At 71.4% G+C, this 22,519-nt stretch carries 21 protein-coding genes; 14 read left to right on the top strand and 7 right to left on the bottom strand.

Features of this window, described 5'->3' with window-relative positions:
• Together ACGFU6_RS00260 and ACGFU6_RS00255 are read right to left on the bottom strand one after the other, a co-directional pair.
• Nucleotides 1-873 (bottom strand): methylenetetrahydrofolate reductase, encoded by an 873-nt coding sequence (locus ACGFU6_RS00260; RefSeq protein ID WP_393607094.1) that lies wholly within the window; start codon nucleotides 871-873, stop codon nucleotides 1-3.
• Nucleotides 874-1,006: 133 nt separating this feature from the next.
• On the bottom strand, nucleotides 1,007-2,596 hold the full coding sequence (locus ACGFU6_RS00255; protein ID WP_393607092.1) for an MFS transporter: 1,590 nt from the start codon (nucleotides 2,594-2,596) through the stop codon (nucleotides 1,007-1,009).
• Between the two features lie 161 nt (nucleotides 2,597-2,757).
• Between ACGFU6_RS00255 and ACGFU6_RS00250 the strand changes: the two genes are divergently transcribed.
• Complete coding sequence (locus tag ACGFU6_RS00250; RefSeq protein ID WP_393607090.1) at nucleotides 2,758-3,753, top strand: Lrp/AsnC family transcriptional regulator; 996 nt, start codon at nucleotides 2,758-2,760, stop codon at nucleotides 3,751-3,753.
• Between the two features lie 27 nt (nucleotides 3,754-3,780).
• On the opposite strand, the gene ACGFU6_RS00245 is transcribed toward ACGFU6_RS00250, so the two are convergent.
• Nucleotides 3,781-4,572, bottom strand: coding sequence for a metal-dependent hydrolase (locus ACGFU6_RS00245; RefSeq protein WP_393607088.1), 792 nt, complete (start codon nucleotides 4,570-4,572; stop codon nucleotides 3,781-3,783).
• Nucleotides 4,573-4,779: 207 nt separating this feature from the next.
• On the opposite strand from ACGFU6_RS00245, the gene ACGFU6_RS00240 reads away from it, so the two are divergent.
• The 7 genes from ACGFU6_RS00240 to ACGFU6_RS00210 all read left to right on the top strand — a co-directional run bounded on the left by ACGFU6_RS00240 (nucleotide 4,780) and on the right by ACGFU6_RS00210 (nucleotide 12,207).
• Nucleotides 4,780-7,293 (top strand): DEAD/DEAH box helicase, encoded by a 2,514-nt coding sequence (locus ACGFU6_RS00240; protein WP_393607086.1) that lies wholly within the window; start codon nucleotides 4,780-4,782, stop codon nucleotides 7,291-7,293.
• A 46-nt stretch (nucleotides 7,294-7,339) separates the two neighbouring features.
• Nucleotides 7,340-8,206, top strand: a complete 867-nt coding sequence (locus ACGFU6_RS00235; protein WP_393607084.1) for an acyl-CoA thioesterase — start codon at nucleotides 7,340-7,342, stop codon at nucleotides 8,204-8,206.
• A 344-nt stretch (nucleotides 8,207-8,550) separates the two neighbouring features.
• Nucleotides 8,551-9,096: a TetR/AcrR family transcriptional regulator gene (locus tag ACGFU6_RS00230; protein WP_393607082.1), complete on the top strand. Its 546-nt coding sequence runs from the start codon at nucleotides 8,551-8,553 to the stop codon at nucleotides 9,094-9,096.
• A gap of 47 nt (nucleotides 9,097-9,143) precedes the next feature.
• Complete coding sequence (locus ACGFU6_RS00225; RefSeq protein ID WP_393607080.1) at nucleotides 9,144-9,782, top strand: VC0807 family protein; 639 nt, start codon at nucleotides 9,144-9,146, stop codon at nucleotides 9,780-9,782.
• Nucleotides 9,779-10,228 (top strand): PPOX class F420-dependent oxidoreductase, encoded by a 450-nt coding sequence (locus ACGFU6_RS00220; protein WP_393607078.1) that lies wholly within the window; start codon nucleotides 9,779-9,781, stop codon nucleotides 10,226-10,228. Before ACGFU6_RS00225 ends, ACGFU6_RS00220 begins: the two co-directional genes overlap by 4 nt.
• Nucleotides 10,229-10,688: 460 nt before the next feature.
• The gene (locus tag ACGFU6_RS00215) at nucleotides 10,689-11,303 is read left to right on the top strand and encodes an NPCBM/NEW2 domain-containing protein (protein WP_393607076.1); all 615 of its coding nucleotides are present in this window, start codon (nucleotides 10,689-10,691) and stop codon (nucleotides 11,301-11,303) included.
• 82 nt (nucleotides 11,304-11,385) lie between these two features.
• The gene (locus ACGFU6_RS00210) at nucleotides 11,386-12,207 is read left to right on the top strand and encodes an APH(3'') family aminoglycoside O-phosphotransferase (protein WP_393607074.1); all 822 of its coding nucleotides are present in this window, start codon (nucleotides 11,386-11,388) and stop codon (nucleotides 12,205-12,207) included.
• A gap of 34 nt (nucleotides 12,208-12,241) precedes the next feature.
• On the opposite strand, the gene ACGFU6_RS00205 is transcribed toward ACGFU6_RS00210, so the two are convergent.
• Entirely contained in the window at nucleotides 12,242-12,472 is a 231-nt protein-coding gene (locus ACGFU6_RS00205) for a DUF6011 domain-containing protein (protein WP_393607072.1), read from the bottom strand.
• A 67-nt stretch (nucleotides 12,473-12,539) separates the two neighbouring features.
• Here ACGFU6_RS00205 and ACGFU6_RS00200 point away from each other — a divergent pair, with 67 nt between their 5' ends.
• From ACGFU6_RS00200 to ACGFU6_RS00185, 4 genes are all read left to right on the top strand, one after another.
• Complete coding sequence (locus ACGFU6_RS00200; protein ID WP_393607070.1) at nucleotides 12,540-13,238, top strand: hypothetical protein; 699 nt, start codon at nucleotides 12,540-12,542, stop codon at nucleotides 13,236-13,238.
• A 178-nt stretch (nucleotides 13,239-13,416) separates the two neighbouring features.
• Nucleotides 13,417-15,177, top strand: coding sequence for a cation:proton antiporter (locus ACGFU6_RS00195; RefSeq protein ID WP_393607068.1), 1,761 nt, complete (start codon nucleotides 13,417-13,419; stop codon nucleotides 15,175-15,177).
• 34 nt (nucleotides 15,178-15,211) lie between these two features.
• The gene (locus ACGFU6_RS00190) at nucleotides 15,212-15,793 is read left to right on the top strand and encodes a helix-turn-helix domain-containing protein (RefSeq protein ID WP_393607066.1); all 582 of its coding nucleotides are present in this window, start codon (nucleotides 15,212-15,214) and stop codon (nucleotides 15,791-15,793) included.
• Between the two features lie 13 nt (nucleotides 15,794-15,806).
• Nucleotides 15,807-16,385, top strand: a complete 579-nt coding sequence (locus ACGFU6_RS00185) for a GNAT family N-acetyltransferase (RefSeq protein WP_393607064.1) — start codon at nucleotides 15,807-15,809, stop codon at nucleotides 16,383-16,385.
• Here ACGFU6_RS00185 and ACGFU6_RS00180 read toward each other — a convergent pair.
• The 3 genes from ACGFU6_RS00180 to ACGFU6_RS00170 form a co-directional block, all read right to left on the bottom strand.
• Nucleotides 16,355-17,602, bottom strand: coding sequence for an amidohydrolase family protein (locus tag ACGFU6_RS00180; protein WP_393607062.1), 1,248 nt, complete (start codon nucleotides 17,600-17,602; stop codon nucleotides 16,355-16,357). The genes ACGFU6_RS00185 and ACGFU6_RS00180 overlap by 31 nt on opposite strands.
• A gap of 45 nt (nucleotides 17,603-17,647) precedes the next feature.
• Complete coding sequence (locus ACGFU6_RS00175) at nucleotides 17,648-19,078, bottom strand: MFS transporter (protein WP_393607060.1); 1,431 nt, start codon at nucleotides 19,076-19,078, stop codon at nucleotides 17,648-17,650.
• 130 nt (nucleotides 19,079-19,208) lie between these two features.
• Entirely contained in the window at nucleotides 19,209-20,768 is a 1,560-nt protein-coding gene (locus tag ACGFU6_RS00170) for an amidase (RefSeq protein ID WP_393607058.1), read from the bottom strand.
• 151 nt (nucleotides 20,769-20,919) lie between these two features.
• Here ACGFU6_RS00170 and ACGFU6_RS00165 point away from each other — a divergent pair, with 151 nt between their 5' ends.
• Nucleotides 20,920-21,933 carry an Lrp/AsnC family transcriptional regulator gene (locus ACGFU6_RS00165; protein ID WP_393607056.1) on the top strand — a complete coding sequence of 338 codons (1,014 nt, stop codon included), beginning with the start codon at nucleotides 20,920-20,922 and terminating at the stop codon, nucleotides 21,931-21,933.
• A 69-nt stretch (nucleotides 21,934-22,002) separates the two neighbouring features.
• The gene (locus tag ACGFU6_RS00160; protein WP_393607054.1) at nucleotides 22,003-22,491 is read left to right on the top strand and encodes a glutathione peroxidase; all 489 of its coding nucleotides are present in this window, start codon (nucleotides 22,003-22,005) and stop codon (nucleotides 22,489-22,491) included.
• Nucleotides 22,492-22,519: the final 28 nt, after the last annotated feature.

Below are 22,519 nucleotides of genomic sequence, written 5' to 3'. Positions count from 1 at the left end.
TCAGCCGTCCGCGCCGGCCCGGAATTCGGTGACCCACCGCGACGTGGCCCCGATCCCGCCGAAGGTGTAGAAGTGCAGCTTGAGTACGCCGTGGCGGTGGGGGTCGTAGCCCTCGGCCAAGGCGTGGATGAAGCGGTCCGGGCCGGCCGTGCCCATCAGGTTGGTGAGCGAGAATCCGTACTTCTTCGCGATGGACGTGCTCGTACCGACGCCGAAGCGCGTGGCGTACGTCATCAGCCGCTTGATTCCGGCGGGCCCGGGGACTCCGACGCGCACGGGTGCGTCGATGCCGCGTCTCCGTACGGCCTCGACCCAGGCGAGGACCGGTTCGGCGTCGAAGCCGAACTGGGTGATGACGTCACCGGACAGGCCGTGCCGGGCGAGGGCGGTGGTCTTGTCCTCGATCGCGGACCAGAGCGCCGGGACGGTGATGTCCGGGTGCCCCTCGGGGTATCCGCTGATACCGACGTGCCGTACGCCGTAGGACTGGAGCAGTCCGGACCTGATGACCGCGAGGGAGTCGTCGTAGGGGCCGTGGGGTGTGGCCGGGTCGCCGCCGACGACCAGGACGTTGCCGGCCGTGCCGTCGGAGCGCAGGGCCGCGAGGAACTCCTCCAGTTCCGGCCGGGAGCGCAGCCGGCGGGCCGATATGTGCGGGACCGGGGTGCAGCCGAGCCGCCGGACGGTGCGGGCCGCGGCAAGTCGGGTGTCCGGGTCCTCGCTGCCGAGGAAGGTGATGTTGATCCGGGTGCCGGCGGGTATCCGGTCGCGGGCCTCTTCGAGCGCGGGCACGTCCTTGCCCGTCATCTCCAGGGAGAAGTCGTCGAGCAGCGTGGCGAGGGCCGGGGCGGCGGCGGTGGAGAGGGAATCCATCGTGCTCCTTGTGGGTGCGGTTCTCCCTTGGCCACAGTCTGCCGGTAGCGGCGGGCACACGACGCGGCAGCTCCCTCGCACCGGCCGTCGGGCGGTGCGAGGGAGCTGCCGCGGCAGCCTCGGGGTCCCGTCCTCAGCCCGTGTGGGCCCGCTCGGGGGCGGGCGCGCCGCTGGCGGAGGCCGCGACGGTGGACGCCGTGCGGGGGCGGCGCAGCAGGATCGCGGAGACCAGGGCGGCGAGCAGGGTGAGGGCGGCGGCGACGATCAGGCAGAGGCGCATGCCGTCGAGGAACGCCTCCCCCACGGCGTTCAGGGCCGGTCCTGTGCGGGCGCCCAGGTGCATCGCGGCGACCGCGCCGAGGCCGCCCGCGCGGGCGGTTCCGGCGATGCTCTGCCCGGCCGCTCCGGTGATCCCGGCGTCGGCGAGGTGGGCGGGGAAGGTGTCGAGGGCGCGGGCGGTGAGCAGGGCGCCCAGGACCGCCGGCCCGAGTGCTCCGCCGACCTGCCGGAAGGCGTTGTTGCCTGCTGCGGCCATGCCCGCCAGGTGGCCGGGCACGGAGGCGACCGCGGTGGCCGTCATCGGGGTCAGGACACCGCCCATGCCCAGGCCCAGCAGCGCCAGCCGCCACGCGATGGAGGCGAACGAGGTGTCCGCGCCGACGGTGGTCAGCGAGAGCAGCGATCCGGTGACGACGAGCAGTCCGGCGGTGATCAGGACGCGGGCCGGCACCCGGTGCATCAGACGTCCGACGGGAGCGCCGGCGACGATGGCGGCACCGGTCACCATGAGGAGCCGCCAGCCCGCCTGGAGGGTGTCGAGCTGCTGCACCAGGCCGAAGTAGAGGCTCAGGAGGAAGAAGAAGCCGATCAGCGCCAGGAAGGTGATCATCGCGACGAGTGTGGTGGCGGTGAACGCGGGGCTGCGGAACAGCGCCAGGTCCAGCATCGGGCTGTCGCTGCGCCGCTCGGCCAGGACGAAGGCGACGGCACCGGCCACCGCGACGAGCAGCGCCACCAGGACCCGGGTGTCGGTGAACGATCCGGCGCCGCCCTCGATCACGCCATACACCAGGGCGGTGATCGCGGTCGCGGCGGTGAGCTGGCCCGGCCAGTCCAGGCGCCGGCCGTGCGGGGCACGTGAATCGGTCAGCAGCCGCGCGGCGACCGCCATCGCGATGAGCGAGACGGGTATGACAAGGAGGTAGATCCACCGCCAGGCGGCGTGTTCCAGGACGACTCCGGCGATCAGCGGGCCGACGGCCAGCGCCAGCAGCAGTGAGGTGGCCCAGAGGCCGATGAACTTGCCGCGCTCCCGGTGGTCGGGCACCACGTGGCTGATCAGGGCCAGCGTCGTGGGCAGCAGCGCGGCCGCACCGAGTCCGGCGAGTGCCTGGCCGGCCCACAGCACCTGGATCGACTGGGCGGTCAGGGCGATGGCGGCACCGGCAGCGGAGAACAGCAGGCCTGCCTGGAACACCTTCTTGCGCCCGTGGACCTCTCCGAACACTCCGGCGGTGAGGATGAACGCCGCCATGGGCAGGACGAAGGCGTCCTGGACCCAGGCCAGCTGGGCCGTCGACGCCCCCAGGGCCGCCTGGATGGCGGGCAGGCTCACGGAGACGGTGGTCACCGGCAAGTAGGCGACGAATACGCCCAGGCAGGCCATGGCGAGCGTGGCCGCCCGCCGTTCGGCCGGCCCGCTCGCCGAGGGTGTGACGTTCACGGATGCACTCCTTTGCGGCGCGGGGCGCCGCGGTCGATGTCCAGCGAGGGCCCGTCGGCCCCGGTCGCCAGCATCGGTGACGTCAGCCGGAATCAACGAAGCAGCTGCCCGAACCGGGCAGAAACCTCCACCTTCTTTGCGGCACGTGGCACACTTCCACCGTGATCGACGCCGTGGACATGCAGATCCTCCGTTCGCTCCAGTTCGCGCCGCGCGCTCCGTTCCGGCTCATCGGTGAGGTGAACGGGGTGTCGGAGCAGACCGCGGCCCGCCGCTATCACGCCCTGCGCCGCAGCGGGGTGATGCGCGTGGTGGGCCTGATCGATCCCGCGGTGTACGGGGAGGCGCGGTGGGTCGCGCGCATCCGTTGCCGCCCCGACCGGGTCGGTCCGCTCGCCGACTCCCTCACCCGGCGCCCCGACATCGCCTACGCGAGCATCGCCTCGGGCGGCTCGGAGATCATCTGCGTCATCCATTCGCCGCTGGACGCCCGGCGCGAGGACATGCTGCTCCAGCAGCTGCCCAGGTCGGCCGCCGTGCTCGACATGAGCATCGATCTGCTCATCCACCCCTTCGAGGACCGGGGCACGTCCGGGTGGACCGGCTACGGCGGACATCTCACGCCCGAGCAGGAGCGGCGGCTGGCCGGCGGCCCCTCCCCCGCCCCGGCCGGCCCGCACGTACCCCCGGACGACAAGGACGCCCCGCTCCTCGACGCGCTCGCGGAGGACGGCCGGACCTCGCACACGCGACTGGCCGAGGTCACCGGCTGGTCCAAGGGGCGCGTCGCGCGCCGCCTGGAGTCACTGGAGTCGTCCGGCGCGCTCTCCTACGACATCGATCTGCTGCCCGAGCGCCTCGGCTACCACCTCAACGCGACTCTCTGGCTGCGCGTCGCGCCCGCCTTCCTGGAACGCACCGGCCACGAGATCGCCCGGCACGAGGAGGTCGCGTTCGCCGGGGCCACCAGCGGCGACCACAACGTGATGGCCATCGTCACCTGCCGGGACGCGGAGGACTTCTACCGCTACCTGACCACGCGCCTCGCGACCGTGCCGGGGGTCGACGCCTACGGGGTCAGCATCCGGGTCCGCCGCCTCAAGCAGGCCGCGTCCCTGATCGCACACGGCCGCCTGGTGCGTCCCGTACCCGGGTAGGGCCAAAAGCCCGGCCGTGGCCGGGCGTCAGATGATGTTCATCGCGGCCGCTGCGCCCACTCCCCCGAGCACCATGAACACCGGCATCAGGATCTTCAGTTCCACCCAGCTGCCGGCCCGGAACCGCATGGCCTTCGGCGGGCCTATCGGGTACCAGCGCTTGCGGCCCACCGGGATCGGCCAGAGGATCGGGCAGCCGGAGACGGTCAGCGCGTCCCCGATGTCGTGGACCAGAGCGCCCAGCACGATCGGCAGGCCGAGCCAGAGGTACTCCTGGCCGGGGGCGTTGAAGAGCCAGTCCGAGCCGTTGCCCGGCTTGTCCAGGACGCCGGCGAGGATCCACGCGCTGGTCGCGCCGAGCAGCCAGACGAGCACGTCGCTGGACACCCGGGCAGCCCGCCAGAGCAGCCCCTCGACGGCGAGCACCAGGTGGACGAAGAGGATCGCCAGTACCGCCCACCGGCCGCCGGTGATCGCCGCGGCGGAGGCTCCGGCGCCGATCAGGACCGCCCAGAGCCAGGTGTGGGTCAGGGTCCGGTGGCCGCCGTTGCGGTTGGAGTCGCCCCGCATCTTGGTCGCCTTGTAGACGGCGTGCGAGAGCGTGTCGACTATTTCGCACAGGCCTTTGGAGACCGGCCCGAAGGCGCGCGAGATGGTCGCGGACTTGTGGTCGAGATCCGGTGCCAGTGCGGCGCCGGCGGTGATCAGCGCTCCGACGACCAGGACGGGCCACGGCATGGTGTGTCCCGCGGCTGCCGCAGCCGCGCCCACCCCCAGCCAGGCCGCCGCCCCTGACAGAGAGTGTGCCGGTCCCATCATGGCTGTTTCCGCCCCCGTAGGTATTGATCCAGGTACTGATCCGGGTATCGCCCGGTGATCGGCAAACGCCCCGGCAGATGTCACCCGGTCAGTGCTCGGGCCACCGTCGTTGCGCTGTCGTCGAGTTGAGGGGGAAGCCTATCGTCCGTGATCTTCGTGCTGTCGTCCGGTTCCCTCATCCGGGCGGAAGGCAGGCAAGATGGGGGCGTGACCCTAATCGATCAGCTGCCCCCGACCGACGACCCCGACGCCCTCTTCGAGGCATTCTCGTCATGGACCGAGAGGCAGGGCATCACCCTCTATCCGGCTCAGGAGGAGGCGCTGATCGAGGTGGTCTCCGGGGCCAATGTGATCCTCTCCACCCCCACCGGCTCCGGCAAGAGCCTCGTCGCGGCCGGTGCGCACTTCACGGCCCTGGCCCAGGACAAGGTCACGTTCTACACCGCGCCGATCAAGGCGCTGGTCTCGGAGAAGTTCTTCGACCTGTGCAAGCTGTTCGGCACGGAGAACGTCGGCATGCTCACCGGCGACGCCTCGGTCAACGCCGACGCCCCGGTGATCTGCTGCACGGCGGAGGTACTGGCCTCCATCGCGCTGCGTGACGGGAAGTACGCGGACATCGGCCAGGTCGTGATGGACGAGTTCCACTTCTACGCGGAGCAGGACCGCGGCTGGGCCTGGCAGATCCCGATCCTGGAGCTGCCGCAGGCCCAGTTCGTCCTGATGTCCGCCACCCTCGGTGACGTCAAGATGTTCGAGGAGGACCTGACCCGCCGCACCGGCCGGCCCACCTCCGTGGTGCGCTCGGCGACGCGTCCGGTCCCGCTCAGTTACGAGTACCGGCTGACGCCGATCACCGAGACGATCACCGAGCTCCTGGACACCCGGCAGTCACCGGTCTACATCGTGCACTTCACGCAGGCGGCGGCCGTCGAGCGGGCGCAGTCGCTGATGAGCATCAACATGTGCACCAAGGAGGAGAAGGAGAAGATCGCCGATCTCATCGGCAGCTTCCGCTTCACCACCAAGTTCGGTCAGAACCTCTCCCGTTACGTACGCCACGGCATCGGGGTGCACCACGCGGGCATGCTGCCGAAGTACCGCCGGCTCGTGGAGAAGCTCGCGCAGGCGGGTCTGCTCAAGGTCATCTGCGGTACGGACACGCTCGGTGTGGGTGTCAACGTCCCCATTCGCACAGTGCTGTTCACCGCGCTCACCAAGTACGACGGCACCCGGGTGCGCACGCTGCGCGCCCGTGAGTTCCACCAGATCGCCGGCCGCGCCGGGCGGGCCGGCTTCGACACGGCGGGGTTCGTCGTCGCGCAGGCCCCCGAGCACGTCGTGGAGAACGAGAAGGCGGTCAAGAAGGCCGGCGACGACCCGAAGAAGAAGCGCAAGGTCGTCCGCAAGAAGGCGCCCGAGGGCTTCGTGTCCTGGTCGGAGAGCACGTTCGACAAGCTGATCCAGTCCGACCCCGAGCCGCTGACCTCGCGTTTCCGGGTCACGCACACGATGCTGCTGTCGGTCATCGCGCGTCCCGGAAACGCATTCGAGGCGATGCGCCACCTGCTGGAGGACAACCACGAGCCGCGCCGGGCCCAGCTGCGCCACATCCGCCGGGCGATCGCCATCTACCGTTCGCTGCTGGACGGCGGCGTGGTGGAGCGGCTCGAAACCCCGGACGCGGAGGGCCGCATCGTGCGGCTCACCGTGGACCTCCAGCAGAACTTCGCGCTGAACCAGCCGCTGTCCACGTTCGCGCTCGCCGCGTTCGAGCTGCTGGACGCCGAATCCCCCTCGTACGCGCTGGACATGGTCTCGGTGGTGGAGTCGACGCTCGATGACCCTCGGCAGATCCTCGCCGCCCAGCAGAACAAGGCACGCGGCGAGGCGGTCGGGCAGATGAAGGCCGACGGCATCGAGTACGAGGAGCGGATGGAGCTCCTCCAGGACGTCACGTACCCGAAGCCGCTGAGCGAGCTGCTGTGGCACGCGTACGACGTCTACCGGCAGAGCCACCCATGGGTGGGTGACCACCCGGTGTCGCCCAAGACGGTGGTGCGCGACATGTACGAACGCGCCATGACGTTCACGGAGTTCACCTCGAACTACGAGCTGGCCCGGACCGAGGGCATCGTGCTGCGGTATCTCGCGGGCGCGTACAAGGCGCTGGAGCACACCATCCCGGACGACATCAAGTCCGAGGACCTGGAGGACCTGATCGCCTGGCTCGGCGAGATGGTCCGCCAGGTGGACTCCAGTCTGCTCGACGAGTGGGAGCAGCTCGCCAATCCCGAGGTGGAGACGGCCGAGCAGGCGCAGGAGCGGGCCGACGAGGCCAAGCCGGTCACGGCGAACGCCCGCGCCTTCCGGGTGCTGGTGCGCAACGCGATGTTCCGCCGGGTCGAGCTGGCCGCGCTGGACCGGGTCCGCGATCTCGGTGAGCTGGACGGCGACGCGGGCTGGGACGAGGACGCGTGGGGCGAGGCGATGGACGCGTACTGGGACGAGCACGAGGAGCTGGGCACCGGTCCGGACGCCCGGGGCCCGAAGCTGCTGAAGATCGACGAGGACGCCGAGCACGGTCTGTGGCGGGTCCGGCAGACGTTCGCCGACCCGAGCGGCGACCACGACTGGGGCATCAGCGCCGAGGTCGATCTGGCCGCGTCCGACGAGGAGGGCCGGGCGGTGCTCCGGGTCACCTCCGTGGGCCAGTTGTGAGCACGTCCGCAGTGGCGGCGCAGCAGCGAGAGTGGAGACGAACAGCATGACGAACCCCGCCGAACGCCTGGTGGACCTGCTCGACCTGGAGCGGATCGAGGTCAACATCTTCCGAGGCCGCAGCCCGCACGAGTCCCTGCAACGGGTCTTCGGCGGGCAGGTGGCCGGGCAGGCCCTGGTGGCGGCCGGCCGCACCACCGACGGCGACCGGCCGGTCCATTCGCTGCACGCCTACTTCCTTCGTCCGGGCCGTCCGGGGATCCCGATCGTCTACGACGTCGAGCGGGTCAGGGACGGCCGGTCCTTCACCACCCGCCGGGTGACGGCCGTCCAGCAGGGGCGGACCATCTTCAACCTGACGGCGTCCTTCCACCGCCCCGAGGAGGCGGGCATCGAGCACCAGCTGCCCCCGGCGCGGGTGGTCCCGGATCCGGAGGAGCTGCCGACGGTCGCCGAGGAGGTGCGCGACCACCTGGGCGCGCTGCCCGAGGCACTGGAGCGGATGGCGCGGCGCCAGCCCTTCGACATCCGCTACGTCGACCGGCTGCGCTGGACGCGGGAGGAGATCACGGACGCGGAGCCGCGCAGCGCGGTCTGGATGCGTGCGGTCGGCCCGCTCGGCGACGACCCGCTCGTCCACACCTGCGCGCTGACGTACGCGAGTGACATGACGCTGCTGGACGCGGTGCGCATCCCGGTCGAACCGCTGTGGGGGCCGCGGGGCTTCGACATGGCGAGCCTGGACCACGCCATGTGGTTCCACCGTCCGTTCCGGGCGGACGAGTGGTTCCTGTACGACCAGGAGTCACCGGTGGCGACGGGCGGGCGCGGTCTGGCGCGCGGCCGGATCTACGACCGAGGCGGGAATCTGCTGGTGTCGGTGGTGCAGGAGGGGCTGTTCCGGCGGCACTAAGGCCTGTCCGGCGGATCTTCGCAGGCCGACCGGATGAAGATGACGGTGAACAGTGATGACATCGGACCCAGTCCGCGAGCGGGGTGCCCGGCCCACCGTTACGGACAGCACTCGGGTGTGACCGGTCAAAGCACCCGCGAAGAAGCCGATGCCGGTGAGACACCACGCCCAAGAGACGGCCCCGGCAGGTCACCTGACACCGCGCCTGGCCCTCCTCAGTGCGTGGTAACCGGGTCGAGCATGCTCCGTACAGAATGGCTTAACTGAGCTACTCTCAGTTCATGCGAGCTAATGTTCGGACTGCGACATCCAAGGACCGGACGTTCACCGAGACCGCGAGGCGGGTGCAGATCGTCGAGGCGGCGATCACCACCATCGCCGATGTCGGTTGCCACAAGGCCAGCTTCGCCAAGATCGCCGAGCGGGCCGGCCTGTCCAGCACGAGCCGGATCTCCTACCACTTCGCCGGGCGGGACGACTTGATCCGCGAGGTCGTCGGCGAGGTGCTGTCGATGATCGGAGGGTTCGTCGGTGAGCGGATGGCTGCGGCGTCCGGCCCCGCCGATGCGCTGGGCCTCTACATTCGTGCCACTGTCGCGTTCATCGCCGGGCACCGGCAGGAGATGAAGGCGCTGCTGGAGATCTTCCTTGCCGGAGGGTTCCGCTACGACGCGGAGAACGAGGCCCAGGTGGTCTCGCCGCTGGAGGGAATCCTGCAACAGGGCCAGCAGGAGGGGGCATTCCGCCCCTTCGACACCAGGGTGATGGCCACGCTGATCCAGCGGGCCGTCGACGGGCTGCCGTTCATGCTGGCCGCGGATCCAGACCTTGACACCGGCTCGTTCGCCGATGAAGTCGCCGCGACGTTCGACAGGGCGACGCGAGCATGACGGGGAAGAGCCGGACGCCGCCGACTTCTGACGCGTCATCGGACTCGGTGGGTTTGGGCCGTCAGTTAGGGATCTTCGCCTTCGACATCGGCGCGCCGATCGGCTGCTACTACTTGATGCGGAGTCTGGGGTTCTCCTCGCTGGTGGCTCTGGCCTCCGGTGCCGTCCTGCTCGCATTCGCCGCGGCCTGGCGACTCGCCAGGACACGGCGGGTGGACCCGGTCGCGGTCCTGGTGTTCGCCACCATGGCGCTGTCGGTCCTGTTGGCCATGTGGACTCACAGCTCCCGTTTCCTGCTGGCCAAGGAAGGACTGCTGACCGGTCTCTGGGGCGTCGTGTTCGTGGCCAGTGTTGCCTTCAGGCGTCCGATCGCGTTCTCCGTCGCCCGCCCGCTGATGGAGGGGCGGCGCGCGTTCGCCCCGGCCTCCTGGGACACCCTGTGGGCGGATGAGCCAGCTTTCCGGCGCATTTGGCGGGTCTCCAGTCTGATCTGGGGCGGGGCGTTGCTCGCCGACGCGGTGATCCGCGTGCTCATGGCCTACTGGATGCCGGTTGACGAGGTGGTCTGGCTCGGGGGCCTGCTGTGGCCGGTCACCTTCGTCGCGATCAACGTGGTCACCAATCTCTACTACCTGCGGGCCGGGCTCTTCCGGCTGCTCGGTGCCCGCTGGACGGCGCAGCCGTGAGGCGGCGGGACCGCGGCCGGCGGGACGCCGCGCAGTGGGCGTCGAACGAGTACTTCGCGCTGCGTACGTTCTGCCGCGACGGGTCGACGGTGACGGTCCCGATCTGGCTGGCCCCGGCCGGGGGGCGGCTTTTCGGCTACACCCCGTCCCGTTCCTGGAAGGTCCGCCGGATCTCCCGGAACTCCAGGGTCGAGGTTGCGGCATCCGATGTCCACGGCGTGCCGTTCGGTGCGTGGTGTCCGGGGCTGGCCCGGATCCTGGGACGGGGCGAGTCGCGGGCGGCCAAGCGGGCTCTGACCGCTAAGTACGGGCGGCGGTTCCGGTTCTTCAGGGCGGTCCTCCTCGTTTCCCGGCCGCGCCGTCGCGGCGGACGGCCTGTCGGCCTGGAGATCACGCTGGATGCCGGCCCGAGCCTCCCGAGGCAGCAGCGCTCGCCACCCACTTGAACGACGGACACCCGGTCCGCTCGGCCAATGGCACAGTCCCGCCCCGGGCCCGGACCCCAAGACCGCGGGCACTCCGACACCTGGCCGTCAACAAAGGTTCGCGATGCCGAAATCGGCCGCAGCTTCATGGCCGGGCAGGTGCGTCCGCGAGGCGAGCGCCTCCAGCGGCGTCTTGCTCCAAGAGCCACGGGCCGCCCACTGCCGAGGCACCCTTTACCTCCAGCATCCGTGGGGTTGAATATCATGAACACCTTTGCGGGCAAGCCGAGTTCGGTGTTGTACGCGTATGCGTCACCGGAGCATGGGAGAGCAGCCAATGAGCGGAGCGCCGTCACCCCCGTCCGGCCCCGGAGCGCCACCCCCCGTCCCCCCTTCCATTCCGCCGGGGCGACCGCCAACGCCGCCTCCCGATCCCAGCAGACCCGACGGGGATCCTCGACCCGCACCATCAAATCGCCGTATGGCCGAATGGGCGGCGCTGATCTCCGCAGTGACCGCGGTTCTCGGACTCCTGCTGGGATTCTTCGGGTTACCCACGGTGGTGAACTCGCCCACCGCCAGAACTGTCCAGGAGACCGTCACCGTCACCGCGACGCCTGAGCCCGACAGCCGTGGGCCGGCCGCCGAGCCGACAGAAACCCAGTCACCGACGACCACGCCGGTCCCCACGCCACAGCAGGAGCGCGGGTCGCTGATCGAGGACGTGCTGCCGATGGAATCGGACGCCGACGACACCAAACGCTCGTTCACCGCCGGTGCCCTGACCGTCGACACCCGCGACTACCCCAAGACCTTGTACGGGTTCGACGCCGACCGCACCTGGCAACTCGGCCGGAAGTACAACACACTCGTCACCGCCATCGGCGTCTCCGACAGCACGCCCAGCGGCTACAGCGTCGTCTTCACCGTGCAGGTCGACGGCAACACCGTCAAGGAGTTCACGATGGGGCCGGGCGACAAGGTGAAGGAGCTCTCCATCGACATCCGCGGGGCCTTCCGCCTCACGCTCGCCGCACACGAGTCCTACACCAGGGAGGGCTACGGAGCCTGGATCAACCCCACCGTGACCAAATAGAACGCCGCTCGTCGGGCGCGTCGTAAGGGCGGGGATCCCTGCGGTCCCGATCCCTTGTGCCGGGCTGGCTAGAGTGTCCGTCATGAGCGATCGCCGCGGGATTCGGACCGTATCGCCGGTACCGCTCGGCGTGGATGACGGCGGCTGGTCGCCCGTCACGGCGGGCGAGTCGGGAGCCACCGTCTTCCGCAGCGCGGACGCCACTCGGTATGCCAAGTGCGTGCCCGCCGTGGACGCAGCCGACCTGCAAGCCGAACGCGACCGGGTCGCCTGGCTGAGCGGTCAGGGTGTACCCGGCCCCCGAGTGCTCGACTGGCAGTCCGGTGACGTCGGCGCCTGTCTGGTGACGAGTGCCGTCTCCGGCATACCTGCTGATCAGGTGCCGGCTGTGGACCTGCGGGGTGCCTGGGAACACATCGCGGACGCGGTCCGCCGACTGCATGAGGTGCCCGTGTCCCGGTGCCCCTTCCGCCGGGGTCTGGACGCTGTGGTCACCGTGGCGCGCGACGTCGTGGCCCGTGACGCCGTCAACCCCGAGTTCCTCCCCGTCGACCAGCAGCAGACGCCCGCCGCGGAACTGCTGGACCGCCTCACCGGGCAGGTCTCACGGCGACGGGAGCAGGAAGCGGGCGACACGGTCGTCTGCCACGGGGATCTGTGCCTGCCCAACATCGTCCTCGATCCGCAGACCCTGGACGTGGCAGGCTTCATTGACCTGGGCCGCCTCGGACTGGCCGACCGCTACGCCGACTTGGCACTGCTGCTCGCGAACGCGCGGGAGACATGGACGGACGAGGAGCGGGCCCGGGCTGCGGACATGGCCTTCGCCGAGAGGTACGGCATCGCCCTCGACCACGACCGCCTGCGCTTCTACCTCCATCTCGATCCGCTCACCTGGGGCTGATCGATACGGTGCAGGACCTCCTGACAACCCGGGCTCAGATGCCCGGCAGCGGGTCCTGTTCGACCTCGTGGCGGCGGGTACGGATGTCGGGCGGCGCCGGATGGAGTTTGGCGTCGCAGGCGGGTCCGAGGCCGGTGCGGCGTGAGGCCGTGCCGGTGAGGGGGCGTCCGCACAGCCGGCAGCGCACGGTGCGACGGACCGCCGCCCGCTCGGCCTCGGGCAGCGGCTCGGGACCGGATCCGGGGAAGGGTTCGGGAGACTCCACCCGTCGATCTTCTCAAGCCCCCGGACTACTCTGCGACTTCCCGCCCCGTATCCGGAGGAGTCCGCAGGTGACCAGCGTCCTGACTTTGCAGTCCGTCCCCCGGGACAAGAAGGCGGAGAAGGCGGCCGCGCCGGGAACGGTCCGCCCCGTCGGGCATTTCGTCGCCCTCGCCGACACGCCGGAAGGCGTCGCACGGCCGGTCGCGCACGTGGAGCGCGAACTGCCGCCGGGCGGGATACCGGCGTACCTCGCGGCCCGGAAGGAGGGTGTCCGCTCCTTCGTCCTGTGGGCCGATCCGGAACGCGGCTCCCGGCTCGCCTCACTGGTCACCGCCTCCACGGCCGAGGGCGTGTCCGTGTATCAGGTGCTGGACGGACAGGGCGCGCTCATCGGGACGGTCCTCCGTGAGAAGGCGCTGTACGGCCGGGGGCTGCGGACCCGCTGGACGGTCACCCAGACCGGCTGCCCCGAGGCCGTCGGCTACAAGGGCCGGATCTTCTGGTGGTACGTGTGGTGGCTGCTGTTCCCCGTCCAGGTGGCCATCGGTGTGGGCAGCGTCCTGTCCGGCGGCGGCGATGTGGCCCGCGGGCCCCGGCGCGTCATCTGGCGGGCGGGCGAGGACGTCCCGCTGGAGTTCCGGTCGGACGACGACGAGATCCATGTGCACGCTCCGTGGGTCGACTGGCGGCTGGCGGCCGTTCTGGCGGCGTTGATCCGCTCCTTCGACAGCTGGATGGGCACGCCCTGGGACGACAGCCGGTCGTGACCGTCGCGGAGGCGGCGGCAGCACCCCGTTAGCCCGTCCGGCGGACAGCGGCGGACTCGGCCGGTCCCCGGTGCGAGCCCTTCCCCCTCTGCCGTTCGCCGCCACGGAGGGTGGTCGTGCGGGGTGATCCACGGGGCGGAAGCGCCGGCCCGGCGCTCCCGCCGCAGGAGGCGCGGTCATGACGGACGATCAGGTGTTCCTGGGCCTGGGACTGATTGTGGTACTGGCGGTCGGTTCACAGCTGCTGGCCGGCCGGCTGCGGGTGCCGGCGCTGCTCGTCCTGCTGCCGGCGGGTTTCGCCGCCGGCGCGCTGACGGACGACGTCGATCCGGCGAGGCTGCTGGGCTCCGCGTTCTCCCCGCTGGTGTCGCTGGCGGTGGCGGTGATCCTCTACGACGCCGGGCTGGGGCTGGACATCAGCAGGCTCAAGGGGCACAACCGCCGCGTCGTGATCAGGCTGCTCTGGATCGGGACCCTGCTCACGGTGGTGTCCGCCGCACTGTTCGCCATCCCGGTACTGGACATGTCGAGGCCCGCGGCCGTGATGCTCGCGTCGATCCTGGTCGTCTCCGGCCCGACGGTCGTCGGGCCGCTGCTCAACTTCGTCCGCCCCAGCGAGCGGTTGCGGCGCATCCTGATCTGGGAGGGCTCCCTGATCGACCCGGTCGGCGGGATCCTGGGGGCGCTGGTCTTCCACGGGGTGCTCGCGGGCGGCCGGCCGGGGTTCGGGCATCAGGTGGCGGGGTTCGCGGCCAGTGCGGCGGTGGGCGTGGCCGGTGGTGCGGTCGGGGCGTGTCTGCTGTGGGTGCTGCTGAGCCGGGTGCGGCTGAGCGAGGAGCTGGGTACGTCGGTGCAGTTCGCCGCCGTGATCGGCGTGGCGGCGGCGTGCGACGCGCTGCGCGACGACACGGGGCTGATCTCCGCGGTCGTCATGGGGATGGCCGTCGCCAATCTGCCCGGCCCGGACATCCCGGCGCGGCGGCCCTTCTTCGACACCCTGGTCTCGCTCACCATCGGTCTGCTCTTCATCTCCATCTCGGCCACGGTCACTCCCGCCTCGCTGCGGCACGTGGTGCTGCCCTCGCTGGCGCTGGCCGCGCTGCTCGTCCTGGTGACCAGGCCCGCCGTGGCGCACCTCGCGACGCTCGGGACCGATGTGCCGCGCGGGGAACGGTGGTTCATCGGCTGGATGGCCCCCCGGGGCATCGTCGCCGCGGCCACCGCCTCCACGTTCTCCGCCACCCTGGTCGAGAAGGGCGTCGGCGGCGCCGAGCGCATCCTCCCGGCCACCTTCGTGGTGATCGTCGCCACGGTCACGCTCTACGGCCTGACGGCGTTCCCGGTGGCCCGGAGGCTGGGGGTGCTGCGCCCCGCGAGGTCCAGGCCGCTGCTGGTGGGCGGCGCTCCGTGGACGGTCGACCTGGCGTGTGCGCTGCGCTCGGCGGGGCCGGACGTCCTGATGTGGGCCGGCGCCGCCCCCGAGCGGGCACGGATCCAGGAGGCTGGACTGAAACTGGCACCCGGTGAACTGCTCGCGTCGGCCACCGGCGCCGGAGCGGAGCTCGAGGGGATCAGCGGCGTACTGCTGCTGACCGTCGAGGACGATTTCAACGCGCTCGCGTCGATGACGCTCCGCGAGACCGTGGAGGGCCCGGTCCACCGGCTCCGTCCGCCGTCGGCGAGCCACGGCGTCGTGGCCCCGTACACGGGTGGTGAGGCGCTGTTCGGACCGGAGCTCACCGGCCACGAACTGACCCGCAGGTACGAGGCCGGGGCGCGGGTGGTGAACCGGCCCTTCGACGGCGAGGTGCCGGCCGGGCACGAGCTGCTCTTCGTGGTGAGTGCGGCCGGCCGGCTCACACCAGTGACCGGACCAGGCTCGGCCGCACCGGTCCGGGGCGACACCCTCGTCCTGCTGAGCCCGCCGTCGCGGGCCTGAAAGCCCATCCCGGAACAGAGATATAATCTCTGCTGTGAGAGAAACGGAGAGAGCCGAACCGGGCACGGTGGACGCCCGGCTCGCGGCACGGCTGGCCGAGCTCCGCACCGAGCGCGGCTGGTCCCTGGAGGAGCTGGCGCACCGTACGGGGGTGAGCCGTTCGACGCTCTCGCGGCTGGAGCGCGGCGAGCTGAGCCCGACCGCGGCCCTGCTCGGGCGGCTGTGCACGGTCCACGGGCGGACCATGTCCCGGCTGCTGCTGGAGGTGGAGGCGGAGCCTGCGCAGCTGGTGCCCGCCGGGCGCCAGACGGTCTGGCGCGACGAGGAGTCCGGCTTCGTACGCCGGTCCGTCTCACCTCCGCACCCGGGGCTGCGCGCCGAGCTCGTCGAGGGAGTGCTCGGCGCGGGGGCGTCGATCGCGTACGAGAACCCGCCCGTCCCCGGCCTGGAGCAGCACATCTGGGTCCTGGAGGGGACGGTCGAGATCACCGTGGACGAGACCGTGCACACCGTGCGCACCGGCGACTGTCTGCGCTTCCGGCTCCGCGGCCCTTCACGTTTCCACTGTCCGGGCCCGGCGGGGGTCCGTTACGCACTGATGATCGTTCTGCCCTGAAAGGACCTGTCGCATGACCGAGATCGTCCAGGTGTCCGGACCCGAACTGGTCACGTACGCCGATGAGCTGGCCGCACTCCTGGTGGAGATCGTTGACGGCGGGTCCTCCGTGGGATTCCTCACGCCACTGGACCGGGGCGCGTCGGCCGGCTGGTGGCGGGAGCAGGCCGCGTCCGTGTCGGCGGGGCGCCTTCAGGTCTGGATCGCCCGGGACGGTGAGCGGATCGCCGGGACCATCGGCCTGGTCCGGGCGCCACTGCCCAACGCCCGCCATCGCGCGGAGGTCGCCAAGCTGATGGTCCGTCCGTCCGCGCAGGGCCGGGGTCTGGGCCGACGGCTGCTGGACGCGGTCGAACGGACCTCGGCCGGGGACGGCGTGGCACTGCTCGTCCTGGACACCGAGAGCGGCAGCGCCGCCGAGCGGCTCTACCGCTCGGCGGGCTGGACCGCGTGCGGCTCCGTCCCCGGCTACGCCGCCGACCCGGCGGGCGTCCTCAGGGCCACCACCTACTACTACAAGGCGGTCGGCCCGGCCGGCGCCGCTCAGGCCCGGGCTCAGGTTCAGGCGGCGAACCCGTCGACGTCCTTGTAGACGACGCCGTCCTTCATCACCACCAGGATGTTCCCGGGGTCGCCGAGGGCGCGGATGTCGTCGAGCGGGTTGCCTCGGGCTATGACGACGTCGGCGCGCTTGCCGGGCTCCAGGGTGCCGGTCTCGTGGGCGATGCCGAGGAGTTCGGCGGCCTCCGAGGTTCCGGCGCGCAGCGCGCCCATCGGCGTCATGCCGCAGTCCACGAGGTGGCCCAGCTCCCGCAGGTTGGTGCCGTGCTCGGCGATGCCGCAGTCGGTTCCCATGGCGACCCGCACACCGCGCTCGATGGCGTGCGGGATGTGCTTGCGGGCGACCTCCTGCCAGTGCCTCTTCTTCGCGTACGCCCAGGGCGCCGCCTTGTTCGGGTCGGGGTCGGTGTTGGCGGTGGTGAGCGTCGGGACGAGGAACGTGCCGCGCTCCAGCATCAGGTCGATGGCCTCGTCGTCGATCTCGTAGCCGTGCTCGACGCTGGCGACCCCGCCCCGTACCGCGTTGAGAATGCCGCCCCTGCCCTGGGCGTGGGCGGCGACCTTCTTGCCGCGGTGACCGGCGGCGATCTCCGTGATCGCGCGGATCTCGTCCTCCAGGAATCCGTCGTCGTCGGGCTGGTCGGTGGGGCTCCACACGCCGCCGGTCGCGGCGATCTTGACGCAGTCGGCGCCCTGGCGCAGCACGCCGCGCACCGCCCGGCGGCATTCGGCGTCGCCGTCGGCCAGCCGCCCCATGGTGTTGTCGTTCGCGCGGTCGTCGTTCCCGGCCCGGAAGTCGCCGTGCCCGCCGGTCGGGCTGAGCATGGCGACGGCCACCAGCAGCCGGGGGCCGGTCAGCAGTCCTGACTCGACGGCCCGCCGGTGTCCGGCATCCGCCCCGCCCAGGTCGCGGGCCGTGGTGACGCCGGCTTCGAGCGTCTGCCGCATCCGGGGTGCGGCCAGGAACGTGAGCAGGCTGCGCGGCATGGTGGCGATCTCGGCATGGCTCAGTGCGGTGCCGGGAGCCGCCATGTGGACGTGGCAGTCGATGAAGCCCGGCAGGATCGTGCCGCCTCGGACATCGATGCGGCGGGTCCCCTCGGCGGGCACGGGGCAGTCGGCGGACGGGCCGGCCCAGCGGACGAGTCCGTCCTCGATGAGCACGGCGCCGTCGCGGACCGGTTCGGCCCCCGTGCCGTCGATGAGCAGGCCGTTGTGCAGGAGTACGGGGGTGATGTGCGCGGGCATGGCGCTGTTCCTTCCCTGAAGGTGTGGACTGGGTCGGGTGGCTGGTCAGCGGACGGCGGTACGGGGCCGGGCCACGACGGCGGCCGCGACGGCGACCAGGACGGACACGCCCGCGCAGCACCACCACACGGTGGTGTAGGCGTCGATCGTGGGGATCTTCGTGCCCTTGAAGGTGATCGCGGTGAGGATCGCCGCGAAGACGGCCCCGGCGACCGAACCACCCACCGTCTTGGCGGTGTTGTAGATGCCGGTGGCGATCGCGGTGCGCTCCTGCGGGCTGGCGTCGACGACGAGGACGGGCATGGCGCTCAGCGCCAGGCCGACACCGGAGCCGACGACGGCGTTGACGACGACGAACTGCCAGGGCTCGTCGTGCGCCACGATCAGGAAGACATAGCCGGCCGCCATGAGGAGCCCGCTGAGTGCGAGTGCGCCGCGTCCGCCGATCAGCCGGAAGAGCCGGGAGGCGACGAGTGAGGCGGCGAACGCCATGACGCCGGACGGGAGCATCAGCCACGCGATCCCCAGGGCGTCGTAGCCGAATCCGTAGCCGAGCTTGTCGGCGGGCGAGGAGACGAAGAGGACGGCGGCGGTCTGGGCGCCGAAGAGTGCGGTGCCGAGAAGGAAGCTGGCCGCGTACACGGGGAGCAGGGTGCGCCGCACGGTGAGGCGGATGTCGACGATGGGCTCGGCGACGCGGAGTTCGACCAGGACCCAGATGACGAGCGTACAGACGGCGACCGCGAGGAGGGTCAGCGTCCGGCCGTCGCTCCAGCCCCACTTGGGCCCCTGGGAAATGCCGAGCAGCAGCGTGGCGAGCCCGACGCTGAGCAGCCCGGCCCCGGCCCAGTCGACCCGGCCCGGGGCGCGGGTCTTCGATTCGGGCACCAGGAAGAAGACGACTCCGGCGCACAGGACGGTCGTGGCGGCGGGGATCCAGAGCACGCCGTGCACCGAGGAGATGACTTCGCGGAGCAGGCCGGCGATGACCATTCCGGCGCTGGCACCGAAGGTGAGGGCGCCGACGAGCAGGGCGATGGCGCTGCGGGCACCCGCGGCGTCCAGGCGGTCGCGGACCAGGCCGATCTCCAGGGGCAGGAGCGCGGCGAGCGGCCCCTGCAGGACGCGCCCGACCAGCAGCACCTCGAAGGAGGGCGACCAGGCGACCAGGACGGAGCCGGCGGCCAGGCAGAGGACCGCGATCCGCAGCAGCCGCCGGTGCCCGTACATGTCCCCGAGCCGGCCGAACAGCGGTACGGAGACGGCGGCGGCGAGGAGCTGTGCGGCGTTGACCCAGTTGAGGTCGCCCGCTCCGACGTGGAGCACGGTGCCGAGTTCGGGCAGCAGGGTCGGCATCATCCCCTGGATGATGCCGCTGGTCAGTTCGACGAAGACCAGGAATCCGACGACCGCGGCGACACGGGCGCCGCCGGGGCCAGGCGCGCCGGCGCCCGCGGTGGGCTGGATACGCGACATGGGGAACTCCACTTGGGCACGGCCGCGCACACGGGCGCGGCGGGTGGTGGGGCAGGAAGGGTTCGTGGCAGAGGCACTTCGGGAACGCGAGCAGGTGCGGGTACGGGTACGGCTGTGCGGGCCCGGCCGATCAGGCGGCCGGTTGCCGGCCGGCTGCGAGGAGCGCGCGGGCCACCGCCCGGACGACGGCCAGATCGGCCGGGCCCGGGGTGATGCCGACGGCCGCCAGGACCTCCTCGACGTCGGCCGGGGCGTGGCCGGTGGCGGGTACGGAGGGAGCCGGTGAGGCGGGCGCCGGTTCGCCGCGGTCCGGGTCGCGGAGCGGGGCGGGCCGGTGCCGGGGGTCGGGCGCGGCCCGGCGCAGATGCCAGGTGGTGACGGACTGGAAGGCCTCGCCCGCGCGGAGCAGGGTGCGCTCGTCGCGGGGCCGGCCGGCCAGTTGGAGGGAGAGCGGCAGCTCGGCCGGATCGGCGCCCATGGGCAGCGCGAGGGCCGGGAAGCCGGTGGGGTTCCAGACGGCGGTGAGGTTGAGTTCGTCGCCGGGGGCGACTTCCTGGGCGTACGGGCGTGCGGGTGCGGGCCAGGTCGGAGTGGCGATCAGGTCGGCCCCGGCGGGGCCGTCCATCCGCTCCAGCAGCGCGGCGGTGAGCCGTTCGCGGGTGCGCTGGACGCGGAGGTAGAGGTGCGCGGGAATCAGGCCGCCCGCTGCGGCCAGCCGGCGAAAGCCCCGCCCGTGCCCGGCCCAGTCGGCCGCGAGCCGTTCGCCGTGCTCGGAGAAGGCCTCGGCGAGCATGGTCACGGCGTTGGCGGCGAGCAGGGACCCGAACTCCGGGAGTTCGAACTCCCTTATTTCGCAGCCGAGGTCACGCAGAGTCCGCAGCGCGTCGTGAAAGGCCGCCCGGCACGGCCCGGTGACGCCCGGTGTGTCGAGGAGTGTGCAGGGCACGCCGATGCGCAGTCCGCGTACGCCGCCGGGCCCGGGCTCGCGGCCCGGCTGCCCGGTCAGCGCGTCGAGCAGGAGCCCGCAGTCGCGGGCGCTGACGGCCATCGGCCCGAGGACGTCCTGCGAGGGGCTGAGCGGCAGGCAGCCGTCGGTGGGCAGCAGTCCGAAGGTGGTCTTGAGCCCGGTGGTGCCGCACAGGGCGGCGGGCAGCCGGACGCTGCCGGAGGTGTCGCTGCCGAGGGCGCCGAGGAAGAGGCCGGAGGCGATGCCGGCGCCGTTGCCGGTGCTCGACCCGCCGGTCCACCGCTCGGGGTCCCAGGGGTTGCGCGGCACCGGGAAGACGTGGGCGGGGTCGGGGCGGCCCATGGCGTACTCGGCCATGGTGGTCTTGCCGAGGACGACGGCCCCGGCCCGTCGCAGCCGGGCGACGGCGGGCGCGTCGAGCCCGCGCCACCAGTGCGGGTCGTGGGCTGGGCTCTGCGCGGTGGCCGGGCCCTCGACGGTGGCGAGGTTGTCCTTCACGGCGAGCGGCAGCCCGTGCAGCGTGCCGCGCTCGGCGGCCGGGCGGGAGTCGGCCGCACGGGCGGCGGCGAGTGCCTGTTCCGGGAAGCGGGTCACGTACACGCCGAGCAGCGGATCGAGCACATCGGCATCGGCGAGCGCGGCGGTGACGAGTTCACGGCTGCCGACGGCGCCCGACCGGAGGGCCGAGGCGGCCTCGGTGAGGGTGGCGAAGGGCTGCTGCACGAGGCGCCTCCGGAGTGGGGAACTGGCTGGATCTGATGAGGTAGGGCGATGCTAATCTCCGATCAGTAAGTGGCCTTGAATTGCTTATCTCTGTCATGGATCACGATCCAATGCAGTTTTTTCCCATGACGTTTCCTGATTCGGAAATCGGATGACTGAAAACCTGCCCTCGCTCAGCGAGCTCGACCTGGCCCTGGTCAACGCCTTGCAGATCAACCCCCGGGCACCCTGGACGGAGCTGGCGAAGGCGCTGGACATCGACGCCGCGACCGTCGCCCGGCGCTGGGAGCGGCTGCGGGCGGCGGGCCACGCCTGGGTGACCGCCTATCCGTTCGGCGGCTCGGGCGCGGGTGCGCTGATCGAGATCGACTGCGCGCCGGGACAGGCGGGGGCGGTGGCCGAGCTGCTCTCGGCGGACCCGCACGCGGTGACCGTGGAGCACACCGCAGGCGGCCGCGACCTGCTGATCACGGCCATGGCCACCGGCTTCGGCGCGCTCTCGCGCTACATCGTGGACCGGCTCGGCACGATCCCCGGCATCACGGCGACCCGGGCCCATCTGGTCACCCGCAGTTACACGGAGGGCAGCGTCTGGCGGCTGACGAGCCTGAACCGCTCCCAGCAGGAGGCGCTGGCGGCGTCCCGGCGCTCCGCGCTGGGCGGCTCCCAGCACCTGCCCGAGTACGCCGAGCTGGTCACGGCGATCGGCGAGAACGGGCGGATGTCGCTGAGCGAACTCGCCGAGACGCTGGGCGTCTCGGTGAACACCGCGAGCCGCCGGCTGAACCGGCTGCTGGAGTCCGGCCGGCTGGTCCTGCGCTGCGACCTGACCCGCTCACTGTCCGGCTCACCGGTCGCCGTGACCTTCTTCGGCACCGTGTCACCGGAGCATCTCGACTCCACAGCAAGGGAGTTGGCGAAGCTCCCGGAGATCCGGCAGTGCCTGGGCCTGGCCGGTCCGCAGAACCTGATCGCAACGGTCTGGGTGTCGTCCCTGGTGGACGCCCAGGACCTGGAGGTACGGCTGGCCGCGACCCTGCCCCATCTGCGGATCGCCGACCGGGCGGTCGCGCTGCGCGCCGTCAAGCTCATGGGCAGGCTGCTCGATCCGGACGGCCGTGCGATCGGCTTCGTCCCGATGAACCTGTGGGCACAAGCCCGATGACCCTGTGGGTATGAGTGGGGACCTGTCGGCGTAAGAATGGCTGTGAAAGCCATTTACTAGGAGACCCTCATGACGCTGTACGACATTCCCCTCCACACCCTGACCGGCGAGCCGACCACCCTCGGCGCCTACCGGGGCCAGGCCGTCCTGCTGGTGAACGTCGCCTCCAAGTGCGGGCTGACCCCGCAGTACGCCGGTCTGGAGCGGCTGCAGAAGACTTACGGGGACCGGGGTTTCACCGTGCTCGGCGTGCCGTGCAACCAGTTCGCCGGCCAGGAGCCCGGCAGCTCCGAGGAGATCCAGGCGTTCTGCTCCGCCACGTACGGGGTGAGCTTCCCGCTGCTGGCCAAGACGGACGTCAACGGCGAGGGCCGGCACCCGCTCTACACGGAACTGACGAAGCTCGCGGACGCCGACGGCGAAGCCGGTGACGTGAAGTGGAACTTCGAGAAGTTCCTGCTCTCCCCTGCGGGCGAGCCGGTCGCCCGGCTCCGTCCCGCCACCGAGCCGGAGGCCCCGGAGCTCGTCGCGGCCATCGAGGCCCAGCTGCCCGCCTGAGCCGAAGCCACCGGGTGGCCCGCGGCCG

The organism is Streptomyces sp. NPDC048462 (assembly GCF_043200175.1).
GTDB lineage: Bacteria > Actinomycetota > Actinomycetes > Streptomycetales > Streptomycetaceae > Streptomyces.
Note: the sequence above shows the minus strand (reverse complement) of the source record. Positions and strands in the feature narration are given on the sequence as shown.

Bases quoted from the DNA above. Each gene is read 5' to 3' on its own strand.
- ACGFU6_RS00260 (WP_393607094.1), bottom strand. From the start codon at position 873: ATGGATTCCCTCTCCACCGCCGCCGCCCCGGCCCTCGCCACGCTGCTC.
- ACGFU6_RS00245 (WP_393607088.1), bottom strand. From the start codon at position 4,572: ATGATGGGACCGGCACACTCTCTGTCAGGGGCGGCGGCCTGGCTGGGG.
- ACGFU6_RS00235 (WP_393607084.1), top strand. From the start codon at position 7,340: ATGACGAACCCCGCCGAACGCCTGGTGGACCTGCTCGACCTGGAGCGG.
- ACGFU6_RS00215 (WP_393607076.1), top strand. From the start codon at position 10,689: ATGGCCGAATGGGCGGCGCTGATCTCCGCAGTGACCGCGGTTCTCGGA.
- ACGFU6_RS00210 (WP_393607074.1), top strand. From the start codon at position 11,386: ATGAGCGATCGCCGCGGGATTCGGACCGTATCGCCGGTACCGCTCGGC.
- ACGFU6_RS00195 (WP_393607068.1), top strand. From the start codon at position 13,417: ATGACGGACGATCAGGTGTTCCTGGGCCTGGGACTGATTGTGGTACTG.
- ACGFU6_RS00185 (WP_393607064.1), top strand. From the start codon at position 15,807: ATGACCGAGATCGTCCAGGTGTCCGGACCCGAACTGGTCACGTACGCC.
- ACGFU6_RS00180 (WP_393607062.1), bottom strand. From the start codon at position 17,602: ATGCCCGCGCACATCACCCCCGTACTCCTGCACAACGGCCTGCTCATC.
- ACGFU6_RS00175 (WP_393607060.1), bottom strand. From the start codon at position 19,078: ATGTCGCGTATCCAGCCCACCGCGGGCGCCGGCGCGCCTGGCCCCGGC.
- ACGFU6_RS00165 (WP_393607056.1), top strand. From the start codon at position 20,920: ATGACTGAAAACCTGCCCTCGCTCAGCGAGCTCGACCTGGCCCTGGTC.
- ACGFU6_RS00160 (WP_393607054.1), top strand. From the start codon at position 22,003: ATGACGCTGTACGACATTCCCCTCCACACCCTGACCGGCGAGCCGACC.